The sequence below is a fragment of the Anaerocolumna sp. MB42-C2 genome, from assembly GCF_030913705.1.
Taxonomy (GTDB): Bacteria; Bacillota; Clostridia; order Lachnospirales; family Lachnospiraceae; genus Anaerocolumna.
The window spans coordinates 2,277,417-2,301,120 of record NZ_CP133190.1 but is presented as its reverse complement, the minus strand read 5'-3'; the positions used below and the strand labels follow the sequence as shown (position 1 = coordinate 2,301,120).

The following is a 23,704-nucleotide window of genomic DNA, read 5'->3' as shown; positions in this document are numbered from 1 at the left end:
ATGCTGCATTTTAGAATGGGTATGCCCCTTTCCCTTATGGCTTTATATGGAAGTGCCATGATTCTGATCGTTTTGATTTTGAGAGGATTTCTTAAAAATAAACTGCCTAAGCCAATCTTCCCCTTTTTATGGACATTGGTATTAATACGACTTCTGGTTCCTTTTTCCCTTTCCAGTCCGCTTAGTGTACCGGTGCCTGAATTAAACTTTTTAAACCAGATATTTTTAAGTCAGGAAAATACAGCGGTTACCGTAGTGGAGGATTCACAGACAGCAGCCAATACCACAGAAAACCTAATTCCGGGAAGACTTGGTTCAGGGGCAGCGGCTGCAGAAGTAATTACTACAGATAATTTGGCTGCTGAAAACTATGTTACAGAAAGTAGTGCTGCGGAAACGGCACAATCTGGCGATTATAATTCGATATTTTATCTATTTCAATTAATTGATGTACGGATGCTGATTTTCTTTATAGGGATTGTCATAACAGCCTGCACATTATTATACCAGAAAATGAGATATTTCAGAAAATTGCGAGACAGTCTGTTAGTTGAACACAATGAAACGATCAATGGTATCTTGAGGGACATGGATTATGGACACGTGCTGGTTTTCACCAATGATTATATCGCTTCCCCCCTGGTGACCGGTATTTTAAATCCGCGGATTTACTTACCGGCAAGGCTGGAGTTTCAGAATATACAACTGCTAAAGCATATTCTGACTCATGAAACCAAACACATCAAGCACAGAGATAACCTGACAAAAGCAGTAATGCTGCTAGTCCTCTGTCTCCACTGGTATAATCCGCTGGTGTGGATCATGTCTAAATATCTTTCTGCAGATATAGAGGCCGCTTGTGATACTGCAGTTCTAAAAAACAGCAATGCAGAGGAGCGCCAAAGCTATGCATACAGCCTGCTTACTATGGCTATAACAGGAAATCGCCAGAACTTGCTTTATAGTGCCTTTTCCAAAACCGAAGTAGAGAGAAGAATTCAAAATGTCTTACATTATAAGAAGACAACAGCATTGGTGACGGCACTTTCCATTTTTTTTGCATTTGGTAGTCTCGTTGTTTTTGCAACTGGTGTACAGGCACCTTTCACCAGTTATTTCAGCAGCTACTGCGGCAGTGACAATTGCAGATGGGCGGTACAGGCAATTCTTACGAGAGATATCGCTTTAGGAGATAACTCACAGAAACGGGCCGACCATATAATATTAGATGTTATGAGAACCAAAGATTCCAAGGATCCCGATATTCTTCGGAGTAAAATAGCGGAAGCCTTAGCACGGGAATTTGGTGTGGAAAAAAGTGCTTTTCGGATAAATCTTCAATTAAACCTGGATGATCAAACCCTGGAATCGGAATATTCTGAATATGGCATCGGTAAGGATGAAAACGGCCAATATGTGTACAAAGATGAGCCGGTACGGATCTATCAGGATGAAATGCCAGGCAGAGTGCAAACGAGAGATATAGGCACAGTGGATATCACCGTAAATCGAGACAGACTGGGACAGATAATCTCGGTAACGGCCTGGCATAAGGGAGATAGCGAATATGATAAACATACGGAGGAAGATGAAAGGGTAAATTCGGTTTGGACAACCGGATCAGAAATATCCGGTGCCGTTGCGCAGGTTATTGAAAGTAGCCAGCCATAGTAGAGGAGATCATTATAATGAATCATCACAAACTTAAAATATTCGCTCTCTTTGCCATGTTTTTTGATCATACAGTCAGAATTTTTCCGTTGCAGGAATTGTTTTCACCTATTTGCGACGAACTCACATCCCAGGGATATGAACAACTTGGGATGTGGATTTTAATATGGCTGCCCCGAGTATTAAACTACATAGGCCGTTTTGCTGCTCCTATATTTTTATTTTGTCTTGTAGAGGGATTTGTTCATACTGCCAATATTAAAAGATACTTTGGCCGTATTTTATTGACAGCCATTGCGGCGCAAGGCCCCTATATAATGTTCGATCTGGCAGAAAACCGCCTTATCGGTTTAACCGGCAACTGGAGGGAATGCGGTTTAAATATCCTGTTTACTTTGGGCTTAGGTCTGCTTGCATTGTCTGCCTTTAACTATTTATATCAGAGAGGACATACCCTGTTCGGTATAAGTGTGGTAGCACTTGCTGGAGTGCTTGCAAGACTTCTGCAGTTGGAGGGACATGAGGGTTATATATTTATTATCTTTACCTTTTATCTTTTAAGAAATACGAAAACGACGACAAAAATACTGGTTTTTATTCCTGTAATTCTACTTTCGCGTTACCGCTTGGTGGCTTATACACTGACGGATAATAGAATGTTTCAAAGCTGTATCCTTAATGTATTGGGTAATTATCTGGGCGTATTAATTACTTGCTTTTATTCCGGCGAGAAAGGTAAAAGCGGAAGAAAATTTCAGCTTTTTATGTATGCTTTTTACCCTGTTCATCTTCTGTTACTGGCCATTATCGGATATCTCCGTCCGCTGTTTTGACCAGAAGATACTGGAAAGGATATGCGGTCAGATAGTAAAGGCTTATTTATTAATAAAGTAAATAGGGGCCGTAAAGAGAGAAGGGGTGTTATGAAGAAGTCATTAATCATGTTACTTATTATTGTATTAGTTTTAGGTTCCTGTTCGAGAGGTATAAGGACAAAATCGACTTGTTCCAAGGCACAAACGGAAAAAACGGATCAGTCAATTGATACCAATGTAAGCGATATAGAAGAATTAAAAGAAACCGTTATAGATAAAGGAAAAGAAATTGTTACAGAAGAAGATATACTGAAAGAAATGAAAAGCACGGACAAGAATTGGATGAATCTCACAGAAAAACAATATCTGGAGGATTTTGATTATCTATTTCTGCAATTACAGAAAAATTATCCGTTTTTTGGTGTGGCAGAACGTAAGTATGATATTGATTTAAAAGCACGCTATAAAAAAACCAGAAAATTACTTGAATCCTGTAACAATGATTATGATTTCTTTGATCTGTTACGTGAAGAATTTATTCCCCGGGAGTTTATCGGGCATATGTCTTTATGGGGGACACGTTACTCATCTGAAGTCAATAATAAAAAAGAGTTTGTAACAAATTTCCCACAATACAAGGAACAGCTTTATCCTTATATAAAAGCATTGGATAATCCGATATCGATAAAAAATTATAAAAAAATGACAGATTTCTTTGAGAAGCTGTCTAAAAAGGTAGAAGATGCCAACAAAAGAAATGGGATATCGGATACTTCCGAGCCTATAAATTATGAAAATAAGACTGATTCAGCCAATGTAACAACAAAAATAATAGAAGATAATAACATTGCATATGTAAAAGTACAATCTTTTGATATGGATTGTTATAAAGAAGATAAAAAGAAGCTTATAAAATTTTATAAAAAAGTCAGCAATTATAGTAATCTTATTATAGATATTTCTAGAAATGGCGGCGGAGGGATGGATTACTTTAATGATTTGATCGTGTCTCCGAATATTAATAGAGTTATCAATGTACCGGTTTATTCATTGATTAAGGCAGGAGGTAATAATGATAAATTCTTAAAGATAAAGGAGGGTATAAAAACCGGTTTGTGGAAACCGGTAAAGGAACTTCCGATGTTGCCTCAAATGAATAAGATTGATTTACAAGAATTAGATTATTTTAACGACGATGTATATACCATAAAACCCATGGGAAAAGAAAAGTTATTTAAAGGTAAGATCTGGCTCCTGGTTAGTGAAATGAATTATTCCTCCTCCGAATATGCGGCTATGGTTTCTAAATATTCCGGATTTGCAGAATTAGTAGGGCGAAGAACCGGTGGAGACGGAATCGGAACAGATCCTGTCTATATTATATTGCCAAATAGCGGGTTAGTTGTCCAGTATAGTCCCATATATGGTGCAACAGCGGATGGAGCCAATAGTGAGGAATTTGGAACAAAGCCGGATATACTATCTGCGGAAAGGGAAGACCCGCTTAATACCTGCTTAAAAGAAATTCGTCAGTGAAGTAGAAAGTTACTAATAAACAGGTTACAGTTCAGCCTGCGACTGAATCAGAACAAATGATACACATGCGAACCAACTCTTTGTATCTAATTTTAGGATGTCAACCGTTTTTGAAAATGTCCTCAAAAAGTTTAAACATAAGCACCAGATTTCTGGTGCTTAGTTTTAAATAGTACTTTAGGAGAAAATCCATAGCTCAGTCGGTATTTGGATAACCTTAATAAACCTACAGACTTCGAAATATCAGTTAAGCTACATCTTTTCTATGTAATTGACTTTTAGCGTACTTTTCAAATGATGCCTGCTTCCAAGGATGGTTCATAGGAGGTATGTATTTCTTTTTTGGTAATTCCGGAATGGTCGCTAAATCAAATGCTTTTGAAGAAAGCTTGTGTTCCGGAAGTAACTCAAGTGCATAAACCTGCTCACCAATACAACTAAAAAGTTCACCATTGAATGATCTAATTACCATTGCTGTGGTGCCCTTACGATGGTGTACAGCGATTCCTTGACTGTTTACAGGAAGATAGTATTCATTTTGATATTTCAGGCAACTTCCGTTATCTATCTTTCTAGAAGATAATACCGCCAACGTCAGATTGATTTTATCACTATCTGGTTGCATTTCGAACACAGATTTGATACTATCAATAGGTAAAGCGAACTGCTTATTAAATTTCTTTATATAGGTGTGGAGAAATTGATTGGCTTGCTGAATGCTGGTTACATTCGCAAGTCGGAGTTCAACAGGAAGGCGGGATTGAAGAGTGCCAAACATTCTTTCAACCCGCCCTTTTGCTTGTGCAACGCTGGAAGTACGAATGTCGATTCCTAATTGTTTGCAGGCATAACCAAACTGAGTAAAGGTATCTTTCTCTAAAGAGGTTTCATGCTTCTTTTTATACTCAAATACAGTTCGGTTGTCAGTAAAAAATTGATATGGAATGCCATAATTACTAAGAACCTGATAGAGAACATGATAATAGCCATTTAATGTTTCTTGTTCATCAAAGTAGGCGCCAACAATCTGCCCTGTGGCATCATCAACGGCGATGTGGAGTTGTGTTTTGAATTGCCCAAACCAAAGGTGTAGGGACGCATCCATTTGAAGCATTTCACCGAAATACGCGCATCTAGGATGCCTAGGATGCGAATCCTCCAGATCCATGATGGAACTTTGAATAATAGCTGCTTTCTTTTTAGACTTAGTCTTTGATTGAATAGCCTTTAGTGCTTTTTTTACCGCTTTCTTGGAAGAACGGTTTGCTTTAGGAGAAAGGATGTATTCCTTTCTAAGAATAGAAGTAATGGCACTGACAGATACACTGATATGTTCTTTTTCTTTGAGAAGTTCAGAGTAATGGGTCAGATTGCAGTCACTGTACTTGGTACGATATAAGTCCAAGATTAACTGTTTTGTATCTGTAGGAAGAGTAATGGCCGGCTGTCGCCCTCGGTTACCATGAATAAAGAAAGACTTACCTTGTTCTTGATAGCCCTTTATTAAGCGATTGATGTGTCGATCTGAACAACCTATTTTAAGAGCAGCTGTTTTCTTATTACCATTTGTGTCTACGAGTTTTTTAATGACCTCGTACTTTTGGTTTTCGTCCATTGTTAGTAATACCTTTCTGATTGTGTCCACCTCATTTCTAAGTCATGAGGTTCTATTATAATATATGAACGACTAATTGGGACATAATCATTTGTGGTACACTAAGACATTATCATAAATGAATCATAACCAACTCTTTGTATCTAATTTTAGGATTGACTTCTTAATAGTGCTATGTTAGGATAGTTATAGGTTTTGAGTATATTTTATAGGGTTAAAGATATAATAAAGAAATATAGTGAAATTAAAAAGAAATAATATTAGATAAAAAAATAGAATGAAGATAAAAATTAAGATAGAAATTAATAAAGAAATGTAATGAAATATATAAATGACAATAACAAGAAAGCAGGCGAATAAAATGATGAATTTAAATCGTAATTTCAACAATTTAAACAGGGTTTTTACATCGAAAGTTGTTTTATTCGCGTTAGTAGATACAAAAATGAGAACATATTAAGATAAGTTCTTATTAAGGTATTTAACAGGGAGAATATAAGAGTGATAAAAATACTCGTATCTGCCTGACAGCAATATATCTCTTAAAAAACACTTTCATTAAGAAGGTGTTTTTTTATTGCATAAGAAACTATCGGAACTTAGAAGATGGTTTAGTCTGTTTTAAACTTAAGTCATATTATGGAGGTGGGAAAATGAATAAAAAACTTATCTGGCGAATGAATTAAAATGAAAGAAGGAAAATGATGTTAGATATAAAAAACGTGACTATTTCTAAAAAAGAAGATAATAGGTTATTAGTGAAAGACTTTAATTTTACCCTGAATCAGGGAGACAAAGCTGTTATTATTGGAGAAGAAGGAAACGGTAAAAGTACTTTATTAAAGTTTATTTATGATAAAAATTTAATTGATACTTATTGTGATTATTCCGGTCAGATCTTAGGTGGCAGTAAATTAGGTTATCTGGAACAGGAGATGGGAGAAAAGTGGTTGAACAGCAGCGTAACAGATTTCCTGTCTGAATTGGATATTTATAGTTGTTCTGATCCAAACATATGGACTATGAATATAGATGCCTCCCTGTTTAGCAGTAATCAGCTTATGAAGACATTATCCGGCGGTGAAAAGGTAAAAATCCGGCTGATAAAGTTACTGGCGGAAGAACCGGATGTCCTCTTAATGGATGAACCTACCAACGACTTGGATATTTCTACCCTGGAATGGCTGGAGGATTTTATTAATCATTCTAAGTGCCCTGTTTTATTTGTATCCCATGATGAGGCTATGATTGAAAATACAGCAAATGTAATCATTCATTTGGAACAGGTAAAAAGAAAAACAGAACCTAAGTATACCATAGTTTATATGGGATATGAGGAATATGTTGAAAAACGGTTAAGCGGTTTACAGAAACAGGAGATGGTTGCCAGAAAACAAAGAGAAGACTATAAAAAACAAATGCAGCGCTGGCAGCAGATTTATAATAAGGTAGATAACAGACAGGACACCATATCCAGAGGGAACCCGGCAGGGGGCAGATTATTAAAAAAGAAGATGAAGAACTTATTGTCCCAGGAAAAGCGTATTGAAAAAAAAGCCGAGGAGTTCACCGAAATACCGGATGTAGAAGAAGCAATTCTGTTTGGTTTCCCGAATGATGTACGGATTCCAAAAGGGAAAAAAGTATTGGAGTATTCTGTAGATGCCTTAAAAATAAGCAAAGATGGAGCAGAAGCAGTATTAGCCGAGAATATATTTCTGCGTGTAACCGGACCGGAACATGTTGCAATCATGGGAGATAACGGTATCGGTAAAACAACCTTTTTGCATGGAATTGCAAAAGAATTATTAGAGCGTAAAGACATTAAGGCAGGTTATATGCCTCAACATTATGAAGAATTACTGGATTACAATAGGTTTCCGGTTGATTTTCTGGTAACCAGCGGACAAAAGGAGGATATCACCAAAGCATTTACCTATATGGGAGGTATGAAATTTACCCGGGAAGAAATGGAGCATAAAATCGGGGATTTAAGCGGTGGACAGAAAGCGAAATTGATCCTTCTGAAATTGATACTGGAAGGTTGTAATGTCTTAATATTAGATGAACCAACAAGAAACTTAAGTCCATTATCCAATCCGGTGATACGAGGGGTATTATCAGATTATAACGGTACGATTATCAGTGTTACTCATGACAGAAAATATATGGAAGAAGTAGCAAGTACTATATATGAATTAACGAAAACAGGACTAAAAAAAGTAAAAGGAGATTAATACAGCTGCAAAGGAACTAGTTATTGATAAATAATAGCTTAAAAGCAATATTAAGCAGTTAATATTCTATATACAAAAAGAAACTGTACAAAATTATTAATTAATTTACTACCTTGTTATCCAGGAGTATAATTTCCACTTTGTACAGTTCTTTTTGTGTATCTTATCACTAAACTTTATTTTATTTGTGGATAAAATTGATAGAACCACATAGAAAATGATTTTGCCGGATGAATTATTAAGCTATTTATTCATATGCTTATGGGAAAAAGTATCCCGGTATTGCGTTGGGGTGATTCCCTCAATCTTCTTAAATACTTTCATGAAAAGTTTCTCATCCTGAAAACCGCATAACTTTCCAATGGTATGTACCTTTAATGTAATATCGTTGATAAGCAGGTTTTTCGATATGGCAATCCGTGTTCGGTTTATGTAAATTATTAAGGGATACCCCGTATACTTTTTGAACAAACTGGATAGATAGGTCGGGTTGTATCCGAACATCTCAGCTAAGCCCTGGACAGTTAAGGGTTGATTATAATAGAGTCTAATCCATTCAATGATGTTAACGACAGCTACGGGAATGTTGTGCTTCGTTAAGTCTGGCATAAACAGTGCTTCTGTACTTAATTCCAACAATAAAAAACTTAATATGTAATGGCAGCGGTAAGTCGCCGCGTAATTTTCTCTTTTGGCAGTATCGAGCAGCTGAACGAAAAATAAGGAAGAACGATTATTATTTGGCAGAGTTCCATATTCCGGCATGATGTAATTGGTTTTGGTAAAAGGTGTTTGCGTAGGTCCGGCATTCCAGATTTCTAAATTCCTTTTTAAGCCGGAGGGACTGTAGTATTTATAGTCCGGATCATTAATTATAAAATGAGTCCAGTAATAGGATAACGGCTCTTCACTGGGTTTATAACCATAATGGCGTTGTCCTGCAAAAAGTATAATAAACTGGTTGGGCCCTATATCATAATTAACACCGTTTTGATTAATATACAGGGTACCTTTCCGGACAATAATCAATACATTGGAATTTAGATTTCTGTCCGGATGGATAAAAGTATGGTTATTTATTAAATTACCGCTTGATAAATATAAAACCGGATATTTTACGTCGCTTACTAAATATAACATATGGGATTTGACCACCTTTTTTATGGTATGGGGAGTTGTAACAGTAATGTGTATATATTATCATATTAACATAACATATGTACATAATGTTGAATTTAATAAATTTAATCCAATATAATATAGCATTATGACTATAAAAAGTCAATGTTATTGTATTTGAGTTGTTTATTTTTAAAAAATATTGCAAAATTGTATAGTGTCGAATAATAATTAAATATGGGAAATGGACTCATAAGGAGGAGGTTACTATGAAATTAAAAAAGGTATTGGCAGTTTGTTTGGTTCTTGTAATTGCGGCTGTAACCATAGTTGGATGCAGCAAAGATAATAGTAAGACAACGAACTCAGCTTCAGGAGCAAAACCAGATACAACTTCAGCGGATCAAACGGCTGCAGGAGTTACAAAATCAGGAGATTCAGGAGATGTCGTAACGCTTAATTTTATGGGATGGGAAGCTAGTCCGTTAGAGACAGCCGCTGTTGAAGACGGTATTGCGATATTCGAAAAAGCACATCCGAACATAAAAGTAAACTATACGCCCGGTCTTGCAGGAAGTGAATATAATGCAAAACTCATGACAGCCGCAGCGTCTAATTCCATGCCGGATGTTATGTTTATGATGGCAAATGCCTACAGGCAATTTGTCTCAAAAGGAGCACTTTTAGAAATAACGGATAAATTTAACGAAGAATTTCCATTAGATGATTTTATTGATTCTTCCAAAACAATAATGAGTATAGATGGTAAAGTATATGGTGTATCTTCCTGTACCGTGTCTCCGATTCTTTATTACAATAAAGATGTGTTCGATAAGGCAGGTGTAGAATATCCGAGCTCCGATCCTGCAAACAGCTGGACTATAGATCAATTCAGGGAAGTAGCAAAAAAATTGACATCTGCTGATGTTTATGGATGTTATGGACTTGAAACCGTCGCAGATACTCTCGCTGCACAGATTATTTCAAATGGTGGAGCCAGGTATTCCGATGACTTTAAAACCAGCACCATGAATACACCGGAAGTGAAAGAAGTATTAGAAACTATAAAAGCGGTCCGTGTGGAGGATGGTTCCGCACCGGATGCTACCACTTTAGACAGCGTTGGTATGAAAGCTGTACAAATGCTTGAAACCGGCAAAGTTGCTATGCTAATTGACGGTTCCTGGGCACTGCAGGAACTTGCGGCGTCCGGTATGAATGTGGGTATGGCTCCGCTTCCGTCCTACGGTAAAGTTCTGACTACCGGCCAGGCTCATCTGCATTGTATTGCGGCTGGTACCAAATACCCGGAACAGGCCTGGGAATTTGTACAATTCCTATCAAGTTTGGATTATCAGGGATCCTTAGTAAGTTCCGGACTTTGGATGCCGAATCGTAAATCTATGTATGAAGACGATATGGTAGCAAAATGGTATAAAGATGATGTGCATGGTGACAGTTATAAAAACATGCTTGATTATTTTCAGAATGCTATGGTAGATCCATCGGCCCTTCAGTATTCGTCCAAATGCAGTGATATTATTTCCGAAGAAACCAAACTGTATTTTACCGATGCTCAGGACATTGACACAACTTTACAGAATATTGATAAAAGATCGGATGAAGCAATTGCAGAAGCTTTAGAATAACTCATTATTTTAACGCCAGAGTGTAATATCTGCTCTGGCGTTCTTAGATTCGGATCATTAAGGAGGCAGAAAAATGAAAGCAGCTGCGGTTAAGAAAAAGAAACCCAGTAAGTTATTTAATGATGCAAAGTGGGCATGGATTATGTTATTGCCGAACATATTGGGATTTTGCATGTTTATGCTTATACCGGTTGTAGCAACATTTTTACTGAGTTTTACAAAATATGATATGTTAACGAAACCTAAATTCATCGGACTTAAAAATTATATTGACATGATACATGATCCTATCGTATGGCAAGTTACAGGTAATACCATATTGTATACGGTAATGACCGTTCCGGTAGGAATGTGTTTATCTCTCTTGTTAGCAGTAGCTCTGGATCAGAAAATCGGGTTAAAGCGGTTCTACCGGGCTGCATTCTTTCTGCCGTCTATTACATCCATGGTAGTTATCTCTATTGTTTGGCAGTGGATTTATAACCCTGAATTTGGACTGCTGAATTTTGGTTTATCATTTTTGGGACTCCCTACCGGTAAATGGCTTACAAGTGCCTCTACTTCTCTGGTATCCATTGCCATTGTGGGTATATGGAAGCGTCTCGGATATGATATGATTATCTTTTTATCAGGTCTGCAGGGAATATCTACTACCTATTATGAGGCTGCAAAACTGGATGGAGCCAGTAAGCTCCAGCAGTTCCGATACATCACAGTGCCTATGTTAAAGCCGACCACGTTTTTTGTATTTATTATGGCAATCATTAATTCTTTTCAGGTATTCGACCAGGTCATGTTAATGACAACCGGCGGACCGGGAAGATCTTCTTCCGTACTTGTACATTATCTGTATCAGAATGCATTCCAATACTTTAAATTAGGTTATGCCTGTGCGATTGCCTATCTGCTGTTTGCAATCGTAATGATTATAACTGCTATCAATTTAAAAATGGAAAAAAGTATGCGAGAAATCTATTAAGGAGGAAAATCACATGTCAAATAAAACAAAAAACAGAATTATTAAGATAATTTCACATTGCATTTTGATTTTTGGTTCCTTTATTATGCTTGTGCCTTTCCTATGGATGTTATCTTCCTCATTCAAGGAATTAGGTGAAGTATTTGTTTTTCCGCCGAGACTCTTTGGCAAGCGGCTGGTTTGGGAAAACTATACGAATATCTCATCCCGTTTTGACTACTTTGCTTATTTTATGAACAGTGTTAAAGTATCTGCCTGGGTCGTATTTTTTCAGGTATTTACCTCAGCACTTGCAGGATACGTGTTCGCCAGGCTTAATTTCAGAGGAAGGGATAAAATCTTTATGTTGTATCTGGGAACGATGATGATTCCTTTTCACGTTACGGTTATAACCAACTTCCTTCAGATGTCTTCCTACGGATTGGTCAATACCTTATGGTCATTAATGATTCCCCCTATGGTATCCGCATTCGGTACCTTTTTAATGAGACAGTTCTTTATCACGGTACCCAGAGAATTAGATGAAGCTGCAAAAATAGACGGCTGCAATCCATTCCAGATATTCATACAGATTCTGCTGCCAATGGCCAAATCTACCATAGCAACCCTGGTTATATTCTGCTTTATGGGTACCTGGAATGACTATTTTACTCCGTTGATTTATATTAATAACGCTGAAAAATATACACTGCCTCTGGGGTTAGCAAGTATGAAAGGAATGTATTCTACGGATTGGCCGGTACTTATGGCATCTTCTACTATCGCTGTTTTACCGGTATTAATTGTATTTTTGTTTGCCCAGGATGCATTTGTAAAAGGTGTTATGTTATCCGGTATGAAAGACTGATAAAAGGTGCTGGTTTTACGCCGTGCATCTGATAATAGGAAAATGATTTTTATTCCTGTTATACTAAAAGGGAGTTTAAATGAATAAGATTGGAGCGTAGCAATATGAAAGTATTATCGATGAAAGAAATCAAGATTAAGGATAAATTCTTTAGTGAATATATGCAACTGATAAGGAATCATGTAATTCCTTATCAATGGGAAGCGTTAAATGACCGGATCGAAGGGGCGGAACCCAGTTATTGCATGCAGAATTTTAAAGTGGCATCCGGAAAAATCCCCGGTAAATTTATGGGAATGGTTTTTCAGGACAGCGACGTCTATAAATGGCTGGAAGCGGTGGGATATTGCCTGATGTGGAACCCGGATACGGAACTTGAGAAAATTGCGGATGGAGCAATTGATGATATTTGTGCAGCACAACGGTCCGACGGATATCTTAATACCTATTATATAATCAACGGACTGGATAAGCGTTTCACCAACTTAAAAGATCATCATGAATTATATTGCCTGGGCCACATGATAGAAGCTGCGGTGGTCTATTACCAGGCAACCGGTAAACGTAAATTTATGGATACGGCAATCCGTTATGTGAATTGTGTAGACAGTATTTTCGGTGCAGAATCCGGTAAATTACACGGTTATCCCGGTCATGAAGTAATCGAGATGGCATTGGTCCGATTGTATGAAGTGACGAAAGAGGAAAAACATCTGGCTCTGGCTAAATATTTTATCAATGAACGGGGAAAAAGGCCGCTCTATTTTAAAAATGAAACCATACAAAACCAAAACAATTTTCATTGGAAAGACAGTTATTTTGAGTATCAGTATTATCAGGCCGGCAAGGAAGTAAGGCAGCAGGAGAAGGCGGAAGGCCATGCGGTCCGTGCAGTTTATCTCTATAGCGGTATGGCAGCCGTAGCAAAAGAAACCGGGGATGAGAGTCTAATAAAAGCCTGTGAAAAGCTCTGGGATAATATAACCGGGAAGCAGATGTATATAACAGGGGCAATCGGTGCCTCCCAGTATGGAGAATCCTTCACTTTTGATTACGACCTGCCCAATGATACTATTTATGCGGAAACCTGCGCGGCGGTGGGGTTGATTTTCTTTGCCAGAAGAATGTTTGAACTGACAAAAGACAGCAAATATATGAATGTGCTGGAAAGAGTATTATTTAATGGTGCCATTAGCGGAATGTCACTGGATGGAACTAAATTCTTTTATGTAAATCCTTTGGAGGTAGTTCCGGAAGCATCCGAAAAAGATCAGCGGAAAAGGCATGTAAAAGTAGAACGGCAGAAATGGTTCGGATGTGCCTGCTGCCCGCCCAATATCGCCAGGCTGTTATCCTCCATAGGCTGTTATGCCTACACAGAAACAGAAGATTGCTTCTTTATGAATTTGTATCTCGGCGGAGATATTACTACAACCTTTCATGGACAGAAAGTAGAATTTCATGTTGAGGCAAATTACCCTTGGGATGGAGCGGTAAAAATTATCTTTAATCAGGAGGAAGAGACAGAATTTCGTTATGCCATTCGTGTCCCGGACTGGTGCAGGGATTATGCAATAGTTGTAAATGGTGAAGAAGTCCGAGCTGAATTGGTTAAGGGGTATGTATACCTGAACCAGAAATGGAAAAAAGGAGATACCATTACCTGTAATTTTAAAATGGAAGTGGTATTAAATCAGGCAAATCCCAGAGTCAGGGAGGATATCGGCAAAGTAGCCGTTTCCAGAGGACCGCTTATATATTGCCTGGAAGAGGCGGATAACGAAAATAATCTGCATCAGATATATATTACGAAAGAGACGAAGTTTAAGGAGCAATATGAGAAAGAGCTGTTAAAAGGAATTGTCACTTTAACCTGTGACGGAGAAAAGTTAGGTGACAGCAGCAGGAGTGAAGAGGTTTTATATCATTCGTATCAGGAACCTGTCTTTGAAAAGAAGATATTAAAATGGACTCCGTATTATTCCTGGGCAAATCGTAATCCAGGTGAAATGATAGTCTGGGTAAGAGTGAAGATGTAAAGGAAGCAACAGGTGGAATGAAAGGTAAGAGTGAAAGAAAATATGGAAAGAAAGGATGCCACACTATAATTCTTTCAGTCTTTTTCATTTGTGGCAATATTGCAGACGGGTCTGCGATATACAATGGGTATAAAAAATGAAAATAGAAAAATTAAATGGGTTAAGGGTTGAGATTAAAGATACGGATCTTTTAAGACGCCGGGAAGAAAACAGGTCTTATATGATGGAATTAACGAAGGATAATTTATTATTAAATTATCGCTTTGAGGCGGGATTATATAAAACAGACCGAATACCGGAACATATACATGGCGGTTGGGAATCGCCGGTATGTGAATTAAGGGGACATTTTTTAGGACATTGGCTTTCAGCTGCTGCAATGATGTATGAAGCCACCGGTGATAATGAGGTAATTGGGAAAGCAAATGCAATTGTGCATGAACTATTTCGATGCCAGCAGGCCAATGGTGGAGAATGGGCGGCTTCTATACCGGAGAAATATCTGTATCGGATAGCGAATAAACAAACCGTATGGGCTCCCCAGTACACCATTCATAAAACCTTTATGGGGCTTATGGATATGTATGAGAAAGCAGGTAATGAGGAGGCTCTTAAGATTGCAACCTCATTTTCACACTGGTTTTACAGATGGGTAACCGGCTTTTCAAAAGAGGAATTTGATGAAATCTTGGATATTGAAACAGGGGGAATGCTGGAAATCTGGGCGCAGCTTTATGGGATTACCAAAGAGGAGAAATATATTACGCTTATGGAATATTATTACCGAAGAAGACTGTTTGATCCGTTACTGGAGGAAATTGATGTACTGACCAATATGCATGCCAATACAACCATTCCGGAAATATTAGGAGCAGCCAGAGCTTATGAAGTTACAGGTGATAAAAAGTGGTTTCGCATCGTGGAAAAATATTGGGAGTTAGCAGTTACGGAGCGAGGTAGTTTTGCTACCGGCGGGCAGACAAATGGTGAGGTGTGGACTCCCAAAAACAGGCTGCATACCAGACTTGGCAATAAAAATCAGGAGCATTGTACCGTATATAATATGATGAGACTGGCTGATTTCCTGTTCCGATATACAGGAAACTCTATCTATGCGGATTATTGGGAGCGGAATTTATATAACGGAATTATGGCACAGGGGTATTGGAGGGGAAGCTTTACCCATGGACAAAAATCAATGTACCCGGAACAAGGGTTACTAACCTATTTCCTGCCGCTAAAGGCAGGAGCCGTAAAGGGCTGGAGTTCAAAAACTAATGATTTTTATTGCTGTCATGGAAGTTTAGTCCAGGCCAATGCAGCTCATAATGACGGCATTTATTATAAGAAAGATTCCGATCTGTATATCTGCCAGTTTTTTAACAGCGATGCAGAGATAGTCAGGGAGGACAATTCGGTTAAAATACTCCAGCGGATAGATACCCTGACAGGAAATCATCCTATAACAGAGAATCATTCTCTGACCGGTTCCGTAACCGGTTCGCAAAAAGTGAACCGGTTTACGTATGAATATCCTGGTAATCCAGAAAAATTAGCAGACTATTTTTATATTATTGCAGATAAGGAAGAAGCTTTTACTATTAATATAAGAGTACCATGGTGGATAACCGGAACACCGGTAGTATTACTAAACCATAAGGAAATAGAGTATACCCGAAATGAAGATGGATTTATTTCCATACATAAATTGTGGAAAAACGATGTAATCTATATTGAATTTCCTAAAAAGCTTCATACCTTACCCTTGCCGGGAAAGACAAATATGGTGGCATTTTTAGATGGTCCGGTGGTATTGGCAGGGCTATGTAAAGAAGAAAAGACCCTTTATGCGGACATCAGTCACCCGGAAAATATATTAGAAAATGACAATGAAAGAGAGTGGTCGTATTGGCAGAATACTTATCGTACCATAGGACAAAGGGAAAACATAGCATTCGTACCTTTAAATTCCATCGGTTATGATCCTTATACTGTTTATTTCCCTATTGCTCCAAGTGAAAAATAATAATGAAAATCAGAAAATCCGAATAAGAAGGGTTTTCTGATTTTTTAAGTTTTTCTTAAGGCGGTCTTCTATCGATTATAAGTCTTGATTGGGAGTAAGGCTAATGTTATAATTCATTTGATAAGACATTGATTGACCTGAATTTGTAATTATAGATTTCTCAAATATAAATGAGTATAAATATAAGGTCACCTGGTAGGAGGATATTATGATAACAACAATCGTTTTGGATATTGGGCAGGTATTGGCTCATTTTAACTGGAAAGGTTATATGGAAAGCTGCGGTTATGATGAGGAAACTCTGGATAGATTAAGTAAAGCCACCGTTCTTGGCAAGGTCTGGGGTGAATTTGACAGAGGAGCTCTCAGTGATGAAGAGATAACCAGGTTATGCTGTGAACTGGATACTGGGATAAGTGAAGAAATCAAATTTTTTATAAAAACCAGTTATAATACAGTGCAGGAATTTCCTTATTCTGCTGATTTTATTACTACTTTAAAGAAAAATGGTTATAAGGTCTATTTTTTATCCAATTATGGTAAAACTAATTTCGAATATGCAAAGAAGAATTTTAAATTTATACCACTTGCAGATGGGGGTGTTATATCTTATGAAGTGAAAAGTATTAAACCGGAACCAGAGATATATAAAGCGCTAATCGATAAGTATGATATTAGCACGGAAGAAGCCGTGTTTTTAGATGACTGCATTCCTAATCTGGAAGCGGCTAAAACATTCGGATTTCATACTATACATGTGACAGAGTTTGAGAAAGCTTTAGAGGATTTAAGAAAATTAGAGGTAAAGATCTGATGAAAAAACAAATAATAATGCTATTAACCTGTATTCTGTCAGGATGTCTGTTGTTTACAGCATGCCGGAAAGAGGATAAGAAGGACCCGGTCACGCAAACGGGAGAAACGATAGATAACAGTATGGAAGCTGATACAAGTGAGACTGAGGAACAGACGGGGAACACAACCCAGGAATATATCAGCGAAAAGGAAGCCCTAAAGAATATACAAGATATAGTTGGTGAACGTGGATACAATTTTGAATTACTGGACAATAATTTAACAATAGATGACGAAACCTATTATCTTTATCAAGTCAGTGACAGTATTGGGCCGTTTAAACCAGGCGTTTTGGTTAATAAAATAACCGGTGAACTTTTCTGTTATTATTCAGACGGAAGTATCGCTGCATTTTCAGAGCATCCATTATACGTAGATCCTGATATAACAGAACAAACCGGAGCTGATGTAATATCCCAGCAGGATGCTCTGGATAGGTTGAGAGGAATTCAGGCAAAAGACTTAGGACTTCCAAAAGAATTGTCGGAGTACAGCATTGATTTTGATGGCTGGACTACCAATGTAAATGATGTCGAATGTTATGGTATTAACGTTTATGCAGAGTCAGAAAAACAAATGACAGTCATAGGACAGTTTTATGTAGCATTGGATGGTAGTTCCATGTTCAAATATGACAGTGAGGCAGATGATATCGTTGCAATTAAAGTGAAATAAAAAACTGCTGATTATTTGCTTAGGGGCCGCAGTACAGCCTTTATCCAAATCATCAGCAGTTTTTAGTTTACTATAGGTTAGCAATTGCTGTTTATTTACCGAATGCCTGATTTAAATCATAGATGATATCGTCAATATGTTCAATACCGATAGATAAACGTATGGTATTTGGTTTGATACCGGAGGCAAGCAGCTCTTCTTCCGTCATCTGAGAGTGAGTAGTACTTGCAGGATGGATAACTAAAGATTTAACATCCGCAACATTGGCCAATAAAGAGAAGATCTCTAATCTGTCTATAAAATCTTTTGCTTCTTGTGCTCCACCTTTGATTTCAAAGGTAAAGATAGAACCACCGCCATTGGGAAAATACGTATTATATAATTCGTGGTACGGGTTATCCGGTAAGGATGGATGATTAACATGCTCTACCTGGGGATGTGATTTCAGGAAATCAACCACTTTTAATGTATTTGCCACATGGCGTTCAACACGCAATGATAAAGTTTCCAAACCTTGCAGGAATAAGAAAGAATTAAAAGGACTCAGAGTAGCACCGGTATCCCTAAGAAGAGTAACACGGGCTTTTATAATATAAGCGGCAGCACCCACAGCACCGGTAAAGCTGATTCCGTGATAACTTGGATTTGGTTCTGTAAGATAAGGGAATTTACCGGAAGCCGCCCAGTCAAACTTACCGGAATCTATAATCACACCACCAATGGAGGTTCCATGGCCTCCTATAAATTTAGTAGCAGAATGAACGATAATATCCGCACCGTATTCAATTGGACGAAGCAGGTATGGTGTTGCAAATGTATTATCAACAATTAATGGAATACCGTTTTTATGTGCGATATCCGCAACAGCGGCAATATCTATGATACTGGAATTAGGGTTACCAAGGCTTTCAATAAAGATTGCTTTTGTATTTGGTAAGATAGCAGCCTCAAAGCTTCCCTGTTCATCTGCATTAACAAAGGTGGTGGTAATACCGAAATCTCTTAACGTATGGGCGAACAAATTGTAGGTTCCGCCATAAATCGTATTGGCTGAAACGATGTGATCACCTGCGTGTGCTATATTCTGGATTGCGTATGTAATAGCGGCGGATCCGGAAGCAGTAGCTAATGCTGCAATACCCCCTTCTAAAGCAGCGATTCGTTGCTCAAATGCATCAGAAGTAGGATTCATAATACGGGAATAAATATTGCCGCCCTCTGATAAGTTAAAACGTCCAGCGGCCTGTGCTGAATTAGCAAATACATAAGAAGAAGTCTGATAAATCGGCACGCAGCGGGCATCTGTTGCGGAATCCGGTTTCTCCTGGCCTATATGAAGTTGCAGTGTTTCAAATTTTAGCTTTCGTTTTTCCATAAAAATACCACCTTTCAGATAATATATAAAACCTATTGGAATAATATGAAATGAAGTATAATAGAAAATCTTGTTAATGTCAAGAAAAATATGTTAAATTTAGATATAATTTATAATTATTCAGCTTATGGCATAGCGACGTGTTTTTTGTGAGTGTATTATCACAGAAAACCGGAGAATGGCAGCGTAGTAACGCTGCCATTGCGTTTTGTGTGTTTCGCGAAAGCATGTTATTGTTCGCGGAACTGCTGCTTTTTGCAGGGGAGTAAACAGTAACCTAAAATCGAACCATATAATTAGATTATATAATCATTTCCTGTCAGACTATTTTGTCTCTCCACCAGATCTGCTAAAGTTATATTATCCACCACATTGTTAATTGCCTCATTTAATTTCATCCACACGTCCAAAGTAGCGCACTGACTGCTGCGGGTACAAAGATTGGTATCGTCCTCCAAACAGGCAACTGGGGCAAGACTACCCTCAATCAAACGTAGAATCGAACCAACCGTGTAATCTTCCGGGGCCTTAGCAAGACGATAACCGCCTTGTGCACCGCGTATACTTTTTACATAACCGGCTTTGCTAAGTTGTGTAATGATCTGTTCCAAATATTTATCAGAAATTTCCTGCCTTGCTGAAATACTTTTAATGGTTATATATTCGCCTGTATTATGCATTGCAAGATCTAACATTAATCTTAGGGCATAACGTCCTTTTGTTGAAATCTTCATAGAGACCTCCTTATATAATAGTATTGGTTAATATTTATATTACCATGGGAATACTATGTTTACAAGTACTAAAGCCCGGATTTACTGAAATTTCATTGTTATTCGATTAGAAAATAACAATCAGGTGTCATCGTACTTTTAAAATTAATGTTAAAAACCTATGTGATTTATTGTAACTTACAGTTTTGTATGGTAAAATAGTCCTATGTTAAAATGAAAATAACAGGGAAACATTTATAGGAAAGATCGTTATGCAAGGGGGAGGCTAAATGAAAAAACTAGTTAAAGCAATACTAATTCTATTATATGTGTCTTCTCTGCTCGGCTGTCAATATAAAGATCAGGATTCAGGGTCTGGTTCTAATCAGACAGAGCTGGATGAAACTGTCAATCATAATAAAGTTACGAAAGATAAAAACCAGGATACTAAATCAGAATCAGCTGAAAGTGATACAACAGATGAACCAGTAGTATATAAACCGGTTAGCGGAGATAATCTTACTGTTGCATCAGAATTCGCTAAGGATTTATTGAATGAGAATTTTCTCAAATTAAAACAGGCTTACCAATTTGATGATAACATGAAAACGGCAATAACTGCGGAAGAAACAAAAAAAACAGTACTATTCTATAATTCCGAATACGGTAAGATGGTAAAAATAAAGGAAGCTTATTCTTTGTCAGTTGGTGCTTATCAATATATCATGGTACCCATTGTATGTACGATAGGTAACTTCAATTACCAGATCGCATTCGATGGAAATCATAATATCGTTGGATTTTCATATGAAGAATATGCTGCAAAAGAACCATTAAATGATAATACCATACCTGAAGAAGTTATTGAGACTGAATACAGCTTTAGCAGCGATGGATTTGTGATTCCGGGCACTTTAACCAGACCGAGAGAGGGCAGTTTATATCCGGTAGTAATTCTGGTACAGGGGTTCGGAGCTTCTGACAGGGATGAAAGTATTTATGAAAATAAACCTTTTCGTGATATTGCCTGGGACTTGGCAAAGCAGGGAATTGCCAGCTACCGCTATGATAAGAGAAATTACTTATACAGCGAACAGGTAGCAGAGGATAAAACTGCTACGATAAAGGAGGAAATTATTAATGATGTGGTTGCAGCGACTAAAATGGTTGAAAAACTTGAGGGGGTTGATACTACCGGAATCTATATATTGGGACATAGCCTGGGTGGGTATGTAATACCCAGGATTGCGCAGAAATTACCCGATATATCCGGTTATATTTTAATGGCTGCACCGGCTGAACACATCAAGAATTATATAATGGATCAATTTAATTATCTTGCTTATCGGGATGAAATTCTGACAGTGAAAGAACAAGAGGATCAAAAAAAACTGCAGAAAGATATTGATCTGCTGGATAATCCAAAAGATCTCCCACAAAATAAAATGATATTAGGAGCTTTTAAAGACTACTGGATTGATTTGGCTGGTTATTATCCGATGAAAGCTGCCAAGAAAATCAAAGCTCCGGTGTTGGTTCTTCAGGGTGAAAGAGATTATCAGGTCACAATGAAGCAATATAATAAATGGAAAGATAATTTTGCGGATGCAGATAATTGGTTTTTTCATTCTTATGCTGCATTAAATCATTTTATGATGGCTGGAGCAGGTGAGCCAAAATCTGAGGAGTACAGGACTAGAAAACATGTAGATACGAAAGTAACTCAGGATATTATTCAATTCATTAAGGATAGAAATGAAAAGGATTCAAAATAATATACAACTAAATAAGTTTGTCCGAAATGATTGAGTATGAGGTATGAAAATGAATATATGTACTATGTTCTCCTACAAACGCAGTAAATAGTGTCTTTTTATATCACATAAAATGAATTTTAGATAAGCTTTTTTAGCATATACAACAGACTGTTAATACAATTAAAGGGCTGCTGTAAAAACTGTTTTTTATCAGAATGGTTTTTACAACAGCCCTTTAATTTTATAACTTGATTTTGGTCCACTTGCCGTTAGAGAATCTTATAAAATTTAAAGCAAAACGTAAGAATTGATCTCCGCATAATGCTATCCAGGCACCATATAAGCCGAATGAAAGAGGAAAACATAACAGCCAGGTGAGTGCCGGACGTATCAGTGCAACACTGATCATTGAGGTAATGGCAACAAAGACGGTATCTCCCGCACCTCTAAGGCAGCCGGATATTATGACCTGGGAAGTCTGGGCATGGGTAGTAAAAGCAATGATCAGCATAATACCCGCACCTAATGCTATAATAGCCGGATCGTTTGTAAATAAAGAAACCAGAAATTCTCTGCCGGTGATAAAAAATATAAAAAGGATCGAAGATACCAGAAATGCCAGCCGTTGACCGGCTTTTCCGTAAATAATTGCCATATCAGGGCGTTTGGCACCAAGACTTTGTCCTACTAGAGAAGAGGCAGCTACGGAAAAGCCGTCACCAAAGCAAAAAGATAAATTAAGAATATTCATACAAATTAAGTGAGTCTCATATGAGGTGGTTCCCAATTTGGCAATAATAATCACATAAGCAAAAAAACCGATACGCATAAATACCTGTTCTACAAAGGCACTTCCGCTTACCTTTGTAATTGGTTCTAATATATGATGATTAATTCTCCAGGATGCTTTGCAGTAAAGACTTAAAAAAACATCTTTTTTAAGAAGGGTTGCAAAAGATATAATACATGAGGCAATTGCACCAAGACATGTGGCGATGGCAGCACCTTTTACTCCTAAAGCAGGGAAGAAACCAATACCATTTATTAACAGGTAATCAAAAGTGATATTTACTATGTTTGCAACAATATTTGTCCTCATGGAAATTTTTGTATTACCGCTTCCCCGTTGTGCTGCATTTATAGTGAGATTTAATGCGGTAAAGAATAAACTTACCATTAGGATCCTAAAATAATCCAGTGCATCTTTTAGATAGGATACATCAGCTCCTGCAAACTTAAGGATAGGAACTGCGAATAGGAAACCCATAATTGACATACTAAGGGAAATGAGTGCACTAAGAATCATACCTACTCTTAAAGTATGGTTTGCACCCTCCCGGTCCTGCTGGCCTTTTCTGCGCGCTACGATTGCCGTAATACCTACATTAAGCGAAAATATAACTGCTAAAAGAATAAATTTAGGCTGATTGGTGATACCAACAGCAGCAATAGATCCCTTACCTAAAGTACCCACCATCATGGTATCTACAGAGCCGATTAATCCGACTAAAAGAGATTCAATTGCAGAAGGCCAAGCCACATTAAAGAAGTTTTTATAGACGATTTTAGATGGAGGAAGGTCTCCTATAACTAATTGGGGTTTAATCATACCTTTTACTGTAAAAAAAGTGACTGCTTGATGAATAAGTTTCATAATAAACCTCTGTCTTATGTATAATTTTGTTTGAGTTAATAATCTGGATACTCTATTCAATCTTTTGCATTCATAAAATTTCGTCAATAAAGATTTTATATAGTAAATTTTATGGATAAGATTTTAAATAATAAAAAATAAT

General features: G+C 37.4%; 17 protein-coding genes. 12 read left to right on the top strand and 5 right to left on the bottom strand.

From position 1 onward, the window contains the following. The 3 genes from RBU59_RS10195 to RBU59_RS10185 all read left to right on the top strand — a co-directional run bounded on the left by RBU59_RS10195 (nucleotide 1) and on the right by RBU59_RS10185 (nucleotide 4,022). Nucleotides 1–1,671: a M56 family metallopeptidase gene (locus RBU59_RS10195; protein WP_308147763.1), complete on the top strand. Its 1,671-nt coding sequence runs from the start codon at nucleotides 1–3 to the stop codon at nucleotides 1,669–1,671. Nucleotides 1,672–1,688: 17 nt separating this feature from the next. Further along, on the top strand, nucleotides 1,689–2,504 hold the full coding sequence (locus tag RBU59_RS10190) for a TraX family protein (protein ID WP_308147762.1): 816 nt from the start codon (nucleotides 1,689–1,691) through the stop codon (nucleotides 2,502–2,504). A gap of 90 nt (nucleotides 2,505–2,594) precedes the next feature. Then, nucleotides 2,595–4,022, top strand: coding sequence for a S41 family peptidase (locus RBU59_RS10185; protein WP_308147761.1), 1,428 nt, complete (start codon nucleotides 2,595–2,597; stop codon nucleotides 4,020–4,022). A 247-nt stretch (nucleotides 4,023–4,269) separates the two neighbouring features. Here RBU59_RS10185 and RBU59_RS10180 read toward each other — a convergent pair whose 3' ends face one another. Then, entirely contained in the window at nucleotides 4,270–5,637 is a 1,368-nt protein-coding gene (locus RBU59_RS10180) for an ISNCY family transposase (protein WP_308143379.1), read from the bottom strand. Between the two features lie 704 nt (nucleotides 5,638–6,341). On the opposite strand from RBU59_RS10180, the gene RBU59_RS10175 reads away from it, so the two are divergent. Next, nucleotides 6,342–7,874, top strand: coding sequence for an ATP-binding cassette domain-containing protein (locus tag RBU59_RS10175; RefSeq protein WP_308147760.1), 1,533 nt, complete (start codon nucleotides 6,342–6,344; stop codon nucleotides 7,872–7,874). 243 nt (nucleotides 7,875–8,117) lie between these two features. Here the strand turns inward: RBU59_RS10175 and RBU59_RS10170 are convergent, their stop codons facing one another. Then, nucleotides 8,118–9,014 (bottom strand): helix-turn-helix transcriptional regulator, encoded by an 897-nt coding sequence (locus RBU59_RS10170; RefSeq protein WP_308147759.1) that lies wholly within the window; start codon nucleotides 9,012–9,014, stop codon nucleotides 8,118–8,120. A 248-nt stretch (nucleotides 9,015–9,262) separates the two neighbouring features. Here RBU59_RS10170 and RBU59_RS10165 point away from each other — a divergent pair, with 248 nt between their 5' ends. From RBU59_RS10165 to RBU59_RS10135, 7 genes are all read left to right on the top strand, one after another. Beyond that, nucleotides 9,263–10,642: an ABC transporter substrate-binding protein gene (locus RBU59_RS10165; protein ID WP_308147758.1), complete on the top strand. Its 1,380-nt coding sequence runs from the start codon at nucleotides 9,263–9,265 to the stop codon at nucleotides 10,640–10,642. Nucleotides 10,643–10,715: 73 nt separating this feature from the next. Further along, entirely contained in the window at nucleotides 10,716–11,621 is a 906-nt protein-coding gene (locus RBU59_RS10160; RefSeq protein ID WP_308147757.1) for a carbohydrate ABC transporter permease, read from the top strand. A gap of 13 nt (nucleotides 11,622–11,634) precedes the next feature. Next, nucleotides 11,635–12,468: a carbohydrate ABC transporter permease gene (locus RBU59_RS10155; RefSeq protein ID WP_308147756.1), complete on the top strand. Its 834-nt coding sequence runs from the start codon at nucleotides 11,635–11,637 to the stop codon at nucleotides 12,466–12,468. 104 nt (nucleotides 12,469–12,572) lie between these two features. Next, a complete protein-coding gene (locus RBU59_RS10150) occupies nucleotides 12,573–14,507 on the top strand; it encodes a glycoside hydrolase family 127 protein (RefSeq protein ID WP_308147755.1) in 1,935 nt (644 codons plus the stop codon). A 136-nt stretch (nucleotides 14,508–14,643) separates the two neighbouring features. Then, nucleotides 14,644–16,533 carry a beta-L-arabinofuranosidase domain-containing protein gene (locus tag RBU59_RS10145; protein WP_308147754.1) on the top strand — a complete coding sequence of 630 codons (1,890 nt, stop codon included), beginning with the start codon at nucleotides 14,644–14,646 and terminating at the stop codon, nucleotides 16,531–16,533. Between the two features lie 208 nt (nucleotides 16,534–16,741). Continuing rightward, complete coding sequence (locus RBU59_RS10140; protein ID WP_308147753.1) at nucleotides 16,742–17,347, top strand: HAD family hydrolase; 606 nt, start codon at nucleotides 16,742–16,744, stop codon at nucleotides 17,345–17,347. After that, complete coding sequence (locus tag RBU59_RS10135) at nucleotides 17,347–18,063, top strand: hypothetical protein (RefSeq protein ID WP_308147752.1); 717 nt, start codon at nucleotides 17,347–17,349, stop codon at nucleotides 18,061–18,063. The genes RBU59_RS10140 and RBU59_RS10135 overlap by 1 nt, the downstream gene beginning before the upstream one ends. 91 nt (nucleotides 18,064–18,154) lie before the next feature. On the opposite strand, the gene RBU59_RS10130 is transcribed toward RBU59_RS10135, so the two are convergent. Together RBU59_RS10130 and RBU59_RS10125 are read right to left on the bottom strand one after the other, a co-directional pair. Next, nucleotides 18,155–19,438: an O-acetylhomoserine aminocarboxypropyltransferase/cysteine synthase family protein gene (locus tag RBU59_RS10130; protein WP_330698518.1), complete on the bottom strand. Its 1,284-nt coding sequence runs from the start codon at nucleotides 19,436–19,438 to the stop codon at nucleotides 18,155–18,157. Nucleotides 19,439–19,734: 296 nt separating this feature from the next. Next, nucleotides 19,735–20,172, bottom strand: coding sequence for an RrF2 family transcriptional regulator (locus RBU59_RS10125; RefSeq protein ID WP_308147751.1), 438 nt, complete (start codon nucleotides 20,170–20,172; stop codon nucleotides 19,735–19,737). Nucleotides 20,173–20,441: 269 nt separating this feature from the next. On the opposite strand from RBU59_RS10125, the gene RBU59_RS10120 reads away from it, so the two are divergent. Continuing rightward, on the top strand, nucleotides 20,442–21,926 hold the full coding sequence (locus RBU59_RS10120; protein WP_308147750.1) for an alpha/beta hydrolase: 1,485 nt from the start codon (nucleotides 20,442–20,444) through the stop codon (nucleotides 21,924–21,926). Nucleotides 21,927–22,149: 223 nt separating this feature from the next. Here the strand turns inward: RBU59_RS10120 and RBU59_RS10115 are convergent, their stop codons facing one another. Further along, nucleotides 22,150–23,562 (bottom strand): MATE family efflux transporter, encoded by a 1,413-nt coding sequence (locus RBU59_RS10115; RefSeq protein ID WP_308147749.1) that lies wholly within the window; start codon nucleotides 23,560–23,562, stop codon nucleotides 22,150–22,152. Nucleotides 23,563–23,704 lie beyond the last annotated feature (142 nt).

Bases quoted from the DNA above. Each gene is read 5' to 3' on its own strand.
- RBU59_RS10190 (WP_308147762.1), top strand. From the start codon at position 1,689: ATGAATCATCACAAACTTAAAATATTCGCTCTCTTTGCCATGTTTTTT.
- RBU59_RS10160 (WP_308147757.1), top strand. From the start codon at position 10,716: ATGAAAGCAGCTGCGGTTAAGAAAAAGAAACCCAGTAAGTTATTTAAT.
- RBU59_RS10175 (WP_308147760.1), top strand. From the start codon at position 6,342: ATGTTAGATATAAAAAACGTGACTATTTCTAAAAAAGAAGATAATAGG.
- RBU59_RS10135 (WP_308147752.1), top strand. From the start codon at position 17,347: ATGAAAAAACAAATAATAATGCTATTAACCTGTATTCTGTCAGGATGT.
- RBU59_RS10195 (WP_308147763.1), top strand. From the start codon at position 1: ATGCTGCATTTTAGAATGGGTATGCCCCTTTCCCTTATGGCTTTATAT.
- RBU59_RS10155 (WP_308147756.1), top strand. From the start codon at position 11,635: ATGTCAAATAAAACAAAAAACAGAATTATTAAGATAATTTCACATTGC.
- RBU59_RS10165 (WP_308147758.1), top strand. From the start codon at position 9,263: ATGAAATTAAAAAAGGTATTGGCAGTTTGTTTGGTTCTTGTAATTGCG.
- RBU59_RS10145 (WP_308147754.1), top strand. From the start codon at position 14,644: ATGAAAATAGAAAAATTAAATGGGTTAAGGGTTGAGATTAAAGATACG.
- RBU59_RS10130 (WP_330698518.1), bottom strand. From the start codon at position 19,438: ATGGAAAAACGAAAGCTAAAATTTGAAACACTGCAACTTCATATAGGC.
- RBU59_RS10115 (WP_308147749.1), bottom strand. From the start codon at position 23,562: ATGAAACTTATTCATCAAGCAGTCACTTTTTTTACAGTAAAAGGTATG.
- RBU59_RS10125 (WP_308147751.1), bottom strand. From the start codon at position 20,172: ATGAAGATTTCAACAAAAGGACGTTATGCCCTAAGATTAATGTTAGAT.
- RBU59_RS10170 (WP_308147759.1), bottom strand. From the start codon at position 9,014: ATGTTATATTTAGTAAGCGACGTAAAATATCCGGTTTTATATTTATCA.
- RBU59_RS10180 (WP_308143379.1), bottom strand. From the start codon at position 5,637: ATGGACGAAAACCAAAAGTACGAGGTCATTAAAAAACTCGTAGACACA.
- RBU59_RS10120 (WP_308147750.1), top strand. From the start codon at position 20,442: ATGAAAAAACTAGTTAAAGCAATACTAATTCTATTATATGTGTCTTCT.
- RBU59_RS10150 (WP_308147755.1), top strand. From the start codon at position 12,573: ATGAAAGTATTATCGATGAAAGAAATCAAGATTAAGGATAAATTCTTT.
- RBU59_RS10185 (WP_308147761.1), top strand. From the start codon at position 2,595: ATGAAGAAGTCATTAATCATGTTACTTATTATTGTATTAGTTTTAGGT.
- RBU59_RS10140 (WP_308147753.1), top strand. From the start codon at position 16,742: ATGATAACAACAATCGTTTTGGATATTGGGCAGGTATTGGCTCATTTT.